This window comes from Pseudomonas sp. GM55, assembly GCF_000282395.1.
GTDB lineage: Bacteria > Pseudomonadota > Gammaproteobacteria > Pseudomonadales > Pseudomonadaceae > Aquipseudomonas > Aquipseudomonas fluorescens_CC.
In genome coordinates this window covers 16,660-27,517 of sequence record NZ_AKJJ01000030.1, presented here as the reverse complement: position 1 = coordinate 27,517, position 10,858 = coordinate 16,660, and the positions used below count along the sequence as shown (strand labels likewise).

Below are 10,858 nucleotides of genomic sequence, written 5' to 3'. Positions count from 1 at the left end.
CTCGGCAGCCACTTCAGCGGCAACCGGTGCAGGTTCGGCAGCGACAACCGCTTCAGCCGGAGCAGCAGCGGCGGCCAGTTCGGCTTCCTTCTGCAGACGCTCGGCTTCACGCTTGCGACGACGCACTTCACGCGGGTCGTTAGGCGCACGACCACTTGGGGTCAGGGCGCTGACAGGCGCGGCCTCGACTACCGGTGCAGGCGCTTCGGCAACGACCGGTGCTTCAACGACCGGCGCTGGAGTCGGCTCCGCTGCGGCAACGACCGGCTCGGAAACCATGGCTTCAGCCACTTGGGTTTCAGCGGCTGGTGCAGCTGCTTCAGCGACGGCTGGCTCGGCCACCCAGTTGAACGCCGTTTGCTCTTCACGTACTTCGCGAACGGTCTCAGTCACGGTCTCGACGACGGCTTCTGCAACCACGGCAGGTGCTTCAACCACTGGAGCCGGCTCGACGGCCGCTTCAACGGCAGGCTGTGCCTCAGGTGCTGGCGCCAGTTCGATTTCCGGCGACGCGGTGACTTCGACCGGCGTGGTGGCTTCAACGACTGGCGCTTCAACCGGAGCGGATTCCAGGGTCGCGGCAGTGGCGCGTTCGGCTTGCACGTTGGCTTCTGCTTCAGCCGGAGCACTGATCACGCTGCTGGCGACGGCTGCGGTGACAGCCAGGCCGGCGGCCAGATCGGCAACGCTTGGTGCTTCAGCGTTTTCGCCGGACTCGGACTCTTCCGAACCTTCGATCACGTTGCCGTTGGCGTCACGCTGACGCTCGCGACGGTTGCTGCGACGACGCTGGCCACGGGAACGACGGCGCGGACGATCGCCTTCGGCGGCTTCCTGACCCTCTTCCTGCAGTTGCTCTTCGTTGGTGGTCAGTTCTTCTTCGGCTGCGGCTGCGGCAGCTTGTTCGGCACGTGGTTGACGTTCTTCACGCGGCGGGCGTGGAGCGCGTTCTTCGCGTGGCTGGCGAGCTGGACGCTCTTCAGCGGTAGCAGCAGCGGCTGGAGCGGCCGGAGCGGCATCCAGAGGCTCGCGCAGTTCACGAACGCGTTCTTCGCGCTCGCCACGAGGCTTGCGGTCTTCACGCGGAGCGCGCGGTGCACGATCTTCACGAGGAGCGCGTGGTGCGCGTTCTTCGCGGGCGACTGCCGGTGTTTCTTCACGGGACTCGCGAGGCTCGCGAACTTCACGTGGCTGACGCTCCTCGCGTGGTGCGCGTTCTTCACGCGGTGCACGCTCTTCGCGAGGCTTGCGCTCATCATCGCGGCGAACATTACGGTTGCGGCTTTGCTGGCGACCGTTGCGACGCTCTTCGTTGCGGGCCGGACGCTCGGCAGCAGGTTTTTCAACCACAACCGGTGCGACAGGCTCTTCCTTGGTGGCGAACAGGCTCACCAGCGACTTCACCAGGCCTTTGAACAGGCTTGGCTCTGGCACGGCAACCGGAGCAGGGGCCGGAGCGACGACTTCGGTCGGAACCGGAGCATTGGCGCGGGCCGGGGCCGTCTTGACTGCCGCTTCCTGGCGAACCAGGGTGCGGGTTGCAGCGGCTGGCTGGACTTCTTCGACTTCGGCAGCGGCAGCGGCGATTTCGTAGCTGGACTGGTTGGTCGCCGCTTCCGGGCTGTCATCACGCAGGCGCTGCACTTCGAAGTGCGGCGTTTCGAGGTGATCGTTCGGCAGGATGACGATGCGGGCGCGGGTACGCAGTTCGATCTTGGTGATCGAGTTGCGTTTTTCGTTGAGCAGGAACGCAGCCACCGGGATCGGCACTTGTGCACGAACTTCGGCGGTACGGTCTTTCAAGGCTTCTTCTTCGATCAGGCGCAGGATCGCCAGGGACAACGATTCAACGTCACGGATGATGCCGGTGCCGTTGCAACGCGGGCAGACGATGCCGCTGCTTTCGCCCAGGGACGGACGCAGGCGCTGACGGGACATTTCCAGCAGGCCGAAGCGCGAGATGCGACCGACTTGCACGCGAGCGCGGTCGGCTTCCAGGCATTCGCGGACTTTCTCTTCCACGGCGCGCTGGTTCTTGGCAGGGGTCATGTCGATGAAGTCGATGACGATCAGGCCGCCGATGTCGCGCAGGCGCAACTGGCGGGCAATCTCTTCGGCTGCTTCAAGGTTGGTTTGCAGTGCGGTTTCTTCGATGTCGCTGCCTTTGGTGGCGCGCGCCGAGTTGATGTCGATGGACACCAGGGCTTCGGTCGGATCGATAACGATGGAACCGCCGGAAGGCAGTTCGACAACGCGCTGGAAAGCGGTTTCGATCTGGCTTTCGATCTGGAAACGGTTGAACAGCGGAACGCTGTCTTCGTACAGCTTGATCTTGCTGGCGTACTGCGGCATCACCTGGCGGATGAAGGTCAGGGCTTCGTCCTGGGCTTCAACGCTGTCGATCAGCACTTCGCCGATGTCCTGGCGCAGGTAGTCGCGGATCGCGCGGATGATCACGTTGCTTTCCTGGTAGATCAGGAACGGCGCGGCGCGGTCCAGCGAAGCTTCCTTGATGGCGGTCCACAGTTGCAGCAGGTAGTCGAGGTCCCACTGCATTTCTTCGCTGCTGCGGCCTAGGCCGGCAGTGCGCACGATCAGGCCCATGTCGGCCGGGGCAACCAGACCGTTCAGGGCTTCACGCAGTTCATTGCGCTCTTCACCTTCGATGCGACGGGAGATACCGCCGGCACGCGGGTTGTTCGGCATCAGCACCAGGTAACGACCGGCCAGGCTGATGAAGGTGGTCAGGGCGGCGCCCTTGTTGCCACGTTCTTCTTTCTCGACCTGAACGATGACTTCCTGGCCTTCGCTCAGGACGTCCTTGATGTTGACGCGACCTTCCGGGGCTTTCTTGAAGTATTCGCGGGAGATTTCTTTGAGGGGCAGGAAGCCATGGCGCTCAGAGCCGAAATCGACAAAGGCAGCCTCAAGGCTTGGTTCGATGCGAGTAATCCGGCCTTTATAGATGTTGGCCTTCTTCTGCTCGCGTGCACCGGATTCGATGTCCAGGTCGTAGAGGCGCTGGCCATCTACCAGTGCAACACGCAACTCTTCGGGTTGAGTTGCGTTAATCAGCATTCTTTTCATGTAGTACCGTCGGTTTCCGGGCTGCCGGAAACGGCGTTCGGCACACACGACTTCTCACGGTCGGTGTCAGGTGCGTCGGGAGTGGTTGGCCATTTCCCGTGTCCAGCGAAGTCCGGCCAATGTGGGCCTTCATCGCGACGTACGCGTCCTGCTTGCTGTGGCTACTTAAGCACTCAGTCAGGAGGAGGAATCAACCAGCGGCTGTGGACGAGATGAAGCGTCTTGAGAAAGCCTGTTGCTACACAGTCCGGCGGTTGTGCATCTCCACCCTACACGTATCCCTGATAATTCGGGTGCTGCCGCGCGCAGAATCCGCAGCGGGTTGGCATTTACCGTGAGCTCCGAAAGGGGAGGTCACGCATCATGGCTAATTTAGGCGTTGTTTCCGATGCCTTCGCTCGGGGTCATTCGCAGCTGACTGCACTTTGTGAACTGGCCATGAATATGGCTCGCAAAACGAGTGGAAAACTCTGCTTTGTGGCGTGATTCAGGCCTCATGTCACCTGCGCTCGTTACACCTGCAAACTCCACCGTTACGTAGCGAAAGCCCCGTAGGACGGCCTCGCGTCCTGGTGAATTGCGTTGGTCAGGGCCGGTTTTTGACCGTTGGTCCGCTGTCCAGGCCGCTTTTGGCGACGTTCGCGACTATAGCAGCAATGATTAAGTGCTTCAATTCCATAAAAAATTGTTATCATCCGCGCCATGACGACGACTACCCCCCCGACTCCAGGCGTACAACTGCTTGAGGTCTCGCCGGAATATGCCGGCCAACGTATTGATAATTTCCTTCTCGCCCGACTCAAAGGCGTGCCCAAGACCTTGATTTACCGCATTTTGCGCAAGGGCGAAGTGCGCGTGAACAAAGGTCGGATCAAGCCTGAGTACAAGCTGCAGGCGGGCGATATCGTGCGCGTGCCGCCGGTGCGTGTGCCTGAACGCGACGAGCCGGTGCCACTGGCACAAGGCCTGCTGCAGCGACTCGAGGCCTCGATTGTCTTCGAAGACAAGGCGCTGATCGTGATCAACAAGCCTGCGGGCATTGCGGTGCACGGCGGCAGCGGCCTGACTTTCGGGGTGATCGAAGCCTTTCGTCAGTTGCGCCCCGATTGCAAGGAGCTCGAACTGGTTCACCGTCTCGACCGTGATACGTCCGGCCTGTTGATGATCGCCAAGAAGCGTAGCATGTTGCGCCACTTGCACACCGCGTTGCGCGGTGATGGCGTCGACAAGCGCTACATGGCGCTGGTCCGTGGTAACTGGGCGAGCTCGATCAAGCAAGTCCGTGCGTCGCTGGGCAAGAGCAATCTGCGCTCAGGCGAACGCATGGTCGAGGTCGACGAGGAGGAGGGCAAGGAGTCTGTGACCGTGTTCAAGGTCCTGCGCCGCTTCGGCGACTTTGCCACTCTGATCGAAGCCAAGCCGATTACCGGCCGGACTCACCAGATCCGCGTCCATACCTTGCACGCCGGGCATTGCATCGCTGGCGACACCAAGTATGGCGACGAAGGTTTCAGCAAGGAAATTCGCGATCTGGGCGGCAAGCGCCTGTTCCTGCACGCCTACATGCTGACTGTGCCGCTGCCTGACGGTGGCGAGCTGAAGTTGCAGGCACCGGTCGACGAGATGTGGGCCAAAACCGTGGAGCGATTGAGTGCGCCCATCTGATTACAAGCTGCTGATCTTCGATTGGGACGGGACGCTGGCCGATTCCATTGGTCGGATTGTCGAGGCAATGCACGTTGCCTCGCAGCGTTCCGGGTTTGAACAGCGCGATGATTTTGCCGTCAAAGGTATTATCGGGCTGGGCTTGCCGGAAGCGATCCGCACCCTGTACCCCGAGATTGGTGACGCTGAACTGATCGCGTTCCGCGAGCATTATGCCGAGCATTACATTGCGTCCGAGGCTGTGCCTTCGCCGCTGTTCGAGGGTGTGGTCGAGTCGCTCGAGGCATTCCGTGCCGAGGGTTATCATCTGGCGGTGGCGACCGGCAAGGCCCGTCGCGGGCTGGACCGGGTGTTGAAGTCCCATGGCTGGGAGAATTACTTCGATATCACCCGTGCCGCTGACGAGACCGCCAGCAAGCCCCATCCGTTGATGCTCGAGCAGATTCTCGCTCACTGCGAGGTTCGCCCGGAACGGGCGTTGATGGTCGGTGATTCGTCCTTTGATCTGCAGATGGCGCGCAACGCCGGCATGGACTCGGTAGCAGTCAGCTATGGTGCTCAAACGATCGATGCGTTGAAGTTGTATGAGCCGCGACTGGCCATCGACCGCTTTTCAGAATTGCATGCCTGGCTGAGTCAGCAGGCTTAACCGGTTGTTTTTGGGGTGGATGGCATGACCGACGAATGGAAAGCGCCCGCCAAGGCGAGCGCAGAGAGCGGTGACGACAAAAGCTGGAAGCTGCTGGAAAAGGCGCTGCTGGCCGGTGTGCAGGAGCAGCGCCGGTCCCGTCGCTGGGGCATATTCTTCAAGCTTCTGATTTTTGTGTATCTGTTCGGCGCTATTGCTCTGTTTTCGCCGCTGATGGATATGGAAAAGGCCGCCACCCGCAGTGCCCATTACACGGCGCTGATCGATGTGACGGGCATGATTGCCGACAAGGAGTCGGCCAGCGCAGACAATATCGTTGGCAGCCTGCGCGCGGCTTTCGAGGACGAGAAGGTCAAGGGCGTCATTCTGCGTATCAATAGCCCAGGTGGCAGTCCGGTGCAGTCGGGCTATGTCTATGACGAAATCCGTCGTCTGCGCGGCCTGCATCCGGATACCAAACTGTATGCGGTCATTTCCGACCTGGGGGCTTCCGGTGCCTACTACATCGCCAGTGCGGCGGATCAGATCTATGCCGACAAGGCGAGCCTGGTCGGCTCCATTGGTGTGACAGCAGCCGGTTATGGCTTTGTCGGCACCATGGAGAAGCTGGGTGTCGAGCGTCGCACTTATACCTCTGGCGAGCACAAGTCGTTCCTCGATCCGTTCCAGCCACAAAAGCCGGAGGAAACTGCCTTCTGGCAGGGCGTGCTCGATACGACCCACAAGCAGTTCATCAATAGCGTCAAGCAGGGGCGTGGCGATCGCCTTAAGGACAAGGAGCATCCGGAGCTGTTCTCCGGTCTGGTCTGGTCTGGCGAGCAGGCGCTGCCACTGGGATTGATCGATGGGCTGGGTAATGCCAGTTCGGTTGCGCGGGATGTGATCGGCGAGAAAGAGCTGGTGGACTTTACCGTTCAGGAGTCACCATTCGATCGCTTCTCGAAAAAGCTCGGTGCCAGCGTGGCTGAGCATTTGGCGATGTGGATGGGGTTCAGCGGTCCGTCGCTGCGCTGATGTTCTGACTCGCACAAAAAACCGGCTGATGGCCGGTTTTTTGTGCTTTCACGCGACCCTGTAGGAGCCGGCTTGCCGGCGAATGATCTTGAATCCTGCATCGATCCTGAGGGGGCCATCGCTGGCAAGCCAGCTCCTACAGGGTGGGTCGGTCAAGGGATCTGCACGCCCTCGACCAGCAACATGTCGATCAGGCGAATCAGCGGCAGGCCGATCAGGCTGGTGGCGTCAGGTCCCTCGGTGCTGCGAAACAGGCTGACCCCCAGGCCTTCGGCCTTGAAGCTGCCTGCACAATCGTAGGGTTGCTCGGCGCGCAGGTAGCGCTCGATGCGGCTCTCGTCGAGCGTGCGCATGTGGACGGTGAACGGCACGCAATCGACCTGGCAGTGCCCGGTCTGGCTGTTGAGCAGGGCCAGGCCGGTCAGAAACGTCACGCTGGCACCACTGGCGGCCAGCAGTTGTTCGCGGGCCTTTTCGAATGTGTGGGGCTTGCCGATCATCCGCTCTCCCAGCACGGCGACCTGGTCGGAGCCGATTATCAGATGAGCGGTATGGCTGTCGGCCAGGGCGCGCGCTTTCTCTTCGGCGAGGCGCTTGACCAGCTCGATGGCGGATTCACCCGGGCGATGGCTTTCGTCGATATCCGGCGAGCTGCACGTGAAAGGCAGCAGTAGGCGAGTCAGTAATTCCCGGCGATAGACCGAGCCGGAAGCGAGTAATAAAGGCAGCATGCGCATCTCCAGAAGGCAGGTGCGAATTCTAGCGAGGCTTCCAAGTGACGGACAGGGCTGAATTTCCTTTGACATGGGCGGGTGCATCCCTATAATGCTGCGCCTATGTTGAATGACCCGATTCCACCTCACGTTGACCCGCGCAAATTGGCTGATCGTGGCACCACCCTTCAAGGTGAAATGCTGCTGGCCGATTTGGAGAGACTCTGCGACCCGCTTTCCGACAATGTCGGTACGGTGCAGGCTAAATTCGTTTTTGAACGAGATGAACGTAAATCTGTGGTCATCCACAGCTTTATCGACACTGAAGTCAAAATGGTTTGCCAGCGTTGTCTTGAGCTGGTCACCCTGCCGATCCATAGCGAATGCAGTTACGCTGTGGTGAAGGAGGGTGCGAATACCCAGTCGTTGCCGAAAGGTTATGACGTGCTGGAACTGGGCGAAGATCCTTTGGATCTGCAGTCACTGATCGAGGAGGAGCTTCTGCTCGCCTTGCCCATTGTGCCTGCTCATCATCCGGAAGAATGCCAGCAGCCGGCGGGAGCAGATGAGCCCGAACCGAGCGAGGACGAGGTAACGCGGTCCAACCCGTTCAGTGTATTGGCGCAGTTAAAGCGTGACCCAAACGTTTAGGAGTTAATCAATTATGGCTGTTCAGCAGAACAAAAAATCCCGCTCTGCCCGTGACATGCGCCGTTCGCACGACGCTCTCGAGGCTAGCACCCTGTCTGTAGAAAAAACCACCGGTGAAGTTCACCTGCGTCACCACGTATCGCCAGAAGGCGTATACCGTGGCCGTAAAGTGATCGACAAGGGCGCTGACGAGTAATCACTTGTCCGCTCAAGTCATCGCGGTTGACGCAATGGGCGGGGACTTCGGTCCCCGCAGCATTGTCCAGGCCAGTATTGCTTGTCTGTCTGCTACGCCCTCGCTACACCTGACCCTCGTCGGTCAACCCTCCCTTCTTGAAGAATTGATCGCCGGCCATTCGGCTGTGGATCGCGCGCGCCTGTCGATTGCTCCGGCGAGTGAAGTCATCACCATGGACGAAAAACCCGCCCAGGCCTTGCGTGGCAAGCCGGACTCATCGATGCGCGTGGCCCTTGAGCTGCTGCGCGACGGCAAGGTCCAGGCCTGTGTCAGTGCCGGCAATACTGGCGCGCTGATGGCGTTGTCGCGGTTCGTGCTCAAGACCCTGCCGGGCATTGATCGTCCGGCCATGGTGGCGGCGATTCCGACTCAGAAGGGCTATTGCCAATTGCTCGACCTGGGTGCCAACGTCGACTGCAGTGCCGAGCATCTGTTGCAGTTTGCGGTCATGGGCTCGGTTGCGGCCGAGACCCTGGGCATAACCCGGCCACGGGTAGCGCTGCTGAACATCGGTACTGAAGACATCAAGGGTAATCAGCAGGTCAAACTGGCTGCGACGTTGTTGCAGGCCGCCCGAGGTATCAACTACATCGGCTTCATCGAAGGTGATGGTTTGTATCGCGGTGAGGCGGACGTGGTGGTCTGCGATGGCTTTGTCGGTAATATCCTGCTCAAGTCCAGCGAAGGTCTTGCGACCATGATTGCCGTGCGTATCGAAGCCTTGTTCAAGAAGAGCCTCGCTTCCCGCGCTGTCGGTGCCTTGGCGCTGCCATTGATGAAACGCTTGCAGGCTGATCTGGCGCCGGCGCGACATAATGGCGCAAGCTTCCTCGGCTTGCAGGGCATCGTGGTGAAAAGTCACGGTTCGGCCGGAGTTCAGGGCTTCCAGAGTGCAATTGAGCGTGCATTGATAGAGATTCAGGAGAACTTGCCTGAGCGCCTCCATGGCCGTCTGGAGGATTTGTTGTCTTAGGCGTTTTCGTCGGACAATGCTTAAATGTGACTGCCCGGTTCAAAGGGCCATCCAACTGTCAGTTTCTTGCGTCCCCAAGCGGGGCGTCATTCTCCGACGACAAGATCATTAGGGGCTTGTTACATGTCTGCTTCCCTCGCATTCGTCTTTCCAGGACAGGGTTCGCAGTCCCTCGGCATGCTGGCCGAGCTGGGCGCACAACATCCACTGATCCTCGAAACATTCAAAGAAGCTTCCGAAGCACTGGGTTACGACCTGTGGGCACTGACCCAGCAAGGGCCGGAAGAGCAACTCAATCAAACCGATAAAACCCAGCCGGCCATTCTGACCGCATCGATCGCCCTGTGGCGCTTGTGGCTGGCGGAAGGCGGTGCGCGTCCGTCTTACGTTGCCGGGCACAGCCTGGGTGAATACAGCGCGCTGGTTGCGGCAGGCAGTCTGAGCCTGGGCGACGCGGTGAAGCTCGTCGAGCGTCGTGGCCAGTTGATGCAGGAAGCTGTTCCGGCCGGGCAGGGCGGCATGGCCGCCATCCTGGGTCTGGACGATGCCGACGTACTGGCAGCCTGTGCCGAAGCGGCGCAAGGCGAAGTGGTCAGCGCGGTCAATTTCAACTCGCCGGGCCAGGTGGTCATCGCCGGTGCCAAGGCTGCCGTCGAGCGCGCCATCGAAGGTTGCAAGGCCCGTGGTGCCAAGCGCGCCATGCCGCTGCCGGTCAGCGTGCCGTCGCACTGCGAGCTGATGCGTCCGGCTGCCGAGCGTTTCGCCGAATCGATCGCGGCAATCGACTGGCAGGCTCCGCAGATTCCTGTGGTTCAGAACGTCAGTGCCGAAGTGCCATCCGATCTGGAAACCCTCAAGCGCGATCTGCTCGAGCAGCTGTACAAGCCGGTACGCTGGGTCGAATCCGTACAGGCGCTGGCAGCCAAGGGCGCGACCAATCTGGTCGAGTGTGGTCCAGGCAAAGTGCTGGCGGGTCTGAACAAGCGTTGCGCTGAAGGCGTGTCGACATCCAACCTAAATACCCCAGATGCTTTCGCTGCCGCCCGCGCAGCGTTGGCCTGAACTCAGGAGAAGCTTGCATGAGTCTGCAAGGTAAAGTTGCACTGGTCACCGGCGCGAGTCGTGGCATTGGCCAGGCCATCGCCCTGGAACTGGGTCGTCAAGGCGCCATCGTTATCGGTACTGCGACCTCCGCGTCGGGTGCCGAACGCATTGCCGCCACCCTGAAGGAAAATGGTATTCAGGGCACCGGCCTGGAACTCAATGTCACCAGTGACGAGTCCGTGGCGGCGGTCCTGGCGAGCATTCAGGAGCAGTTCGGTGCGCCGGCGATTCTGGTCAACAATGCCGGCATCACCCGCGATAACCTGATGATGCGCATGAAAGACGACGAGTGGCACGATGTTGTCGATACCAATCTGAACAGTCTGTTCCGCCTGTCCAAGGGCGTTTTGCGTGGCATGACCAAAGCCCGTTGGGGCCGAATTATCAGTATTGGTTCGGTTGTGGGTGCCATGGGCAACGCAGGCCAAGTAAACTACGCTGCCGCCAAGGCCGGCCTGGAAGGTTTCAGCCGTGCACTGGCGCGTGAAGTCGGTTCGCGTTCGATTACGGTAAACTCGGTGGCCCCTGGGTTCATCGATACCGATATGACCCGTGAACTGCCCGAGGCGCAGCGTGAAGCCTTGCAGACGCAGATTCCGCTGGGTCGTCTGGGGCAAGCTCAAGAGATCGCGTCCGTGGTCGCTTTTCTTGCGTCGGACGGTGCGGCTTACGTTACCGGAGCTACAATCCCGGTGAACGGCGGGATGTACATGTAATTCAAATGTGACGGATTGCTTCAAAAAAATGTCATACGAGCTGTCTAA

Annotated in this window: 10 protein-coding genes; 8 read left to right on the top strand and 2 right to left on the bottom strand. The window is 60.3% G+C overall.

Annotated elements, in window-relative coordinates; translation table 11 throughout:
- Positions 1-3,087: ribonuclease E (gene rne, locus PMI31_RS04245; protein ID WP_008016444.1), on the bottom strand; the 3,087-nt coding region annotated here is incomplete at its 3' end.
- 702 nt (positions 3,088-3,789) lie between these two features.
- Here rne and rluC point away from each other — a divergent pair.
- The 3 genes from rluC to PMI31_RS04230 are packed head-to-tail and all read left to right on the top strand — an operon-like array spanning position 3,790 to position 6,415.
- A complete protein-coding gene (gene rluC / locus PMI31_RS04240) occupies positions 3,790-4,752 on the top strand; it encodes a 23S rRNA pseudouridine(955/2504/2580) synthase RluC (protein WP_007977058.1) in 963 nt (320 codons plus the stop codon).
- Positions 4,739-5,401: an HAD-IA family hydrolase gene (locus PMI31_RS04235; RefSeq protein WP_008016443.1), complete on the top strand. Its 663-nt coding sequence runs from the start codon at positions 4,739-4,741 to the stop codon at positions 5,399-5,401. Before rluC ends, PMI31_RS04235 begins: the two co-directional genes overlap by 14 nt.
- A gap of 24 nt (positions 5,402-5,425) precedes the next feature.
- Entirely contained in the window at positions 5,426-6,415 is a 990-nt protein-coding gene (locus PMI31_RS04230; RefSeq protein ID WP_008016442.1) for a S49 family peptidase, read from the top strand.
- A gap of 152 nt (positions 6,416-6,567) precedes the next feature.
- On the opposite strand, the gene PMI31_RS04225 is transcribed toward PMI31_RS04230, so the two are convergent.
- The gene (locus tag PMI31_RS04225) at positions 6,568-7,146 is read right to left on the bottom strand and encodes a Maf family protein (protein WP_008016441.1); all 579 of its coding nucleotides are present in this window, start codon (positions 7,144-7,146) and stop codon (positions 6,568-6,570) included.
- Positions 7,147-7,251: 105 nt separating this feature from the next.
- Here PMI31_RS04225 and PMI31_RS04220 point away from each other — a divergent pair, with 105 nt between their 5' ends.
- The 5 genes from PMI31_RS04220 (at position 7,252) to fabG (ending at position 10,810) form a co-directional block, all read left to right on the top strand.
- Positions 7,252-7,779 carry a YceD family protein gene (locus tag PMI31_RS04220; protein ID WP_007942001.1) on the top strand — a complete coding sequence of 176 codons (528 nt, stop codon included), beginning with the start codon at positions 7,252-7,254 and terminating at the stop codon, positions 7,777-7,779.
- A 13-nt stretch (positions 7,780-7,792) separates the two neighbouring features.
- Positions 7,793-7,975 (top strand): 50S ribosomal protein L32, encoded by a 183-nt coding sequence (gene rpmF, locus PMI31_RS04215; protein ID WP_003179396.1) that lies wholly within the window; start codon positions 7,793-7,795, stop codon positions 7,973-7,975.
- 4 nt (positions 7,976-7,979) lie between these two features.
- A complete protein-coding gene (plsX, locus tag PMI31_RS04210; protein ID WP_081500277.1) occupies positions 7,980-8,990 on the top strand; it encodes a phosphate acyltransferase PlsX in 1,011 nt (336 codons plus the stop codon).
- A gap of 123 nt (positions 8,991-9,113) precedes the next feature.
- Positions 9,114-10,052 carry an ACP S-malonyltransferase gene (gene fabD, locus PMI31_RS04205; RefSeq protein ID WP_008016439.1) on the top strand — a complete coding sequence of 313 codons (939 nt, stop codon included), beginning with the start codon at positions 9,114-9,116 and terminating at the stop codon, positions 10,050-10,052.
- A gap of 17 nt (positions 10,053-10,069) precedes the next feature.
- Positions 10,070-10,810: a 3-oxoacyl-ACP reductase FabG gene (gene fabG, locus PMI31_RS04200; RefSeq protein WP_008016438.1), complete on the top strand. Its 741-nt coding sequence runs from the start codon at positions 10,070-10,072 to the stop codon at positions 10,808-10,810.
- The last annotated feature ends 48 nt before the right edge of the window (positions 10,811-10,858 follow it).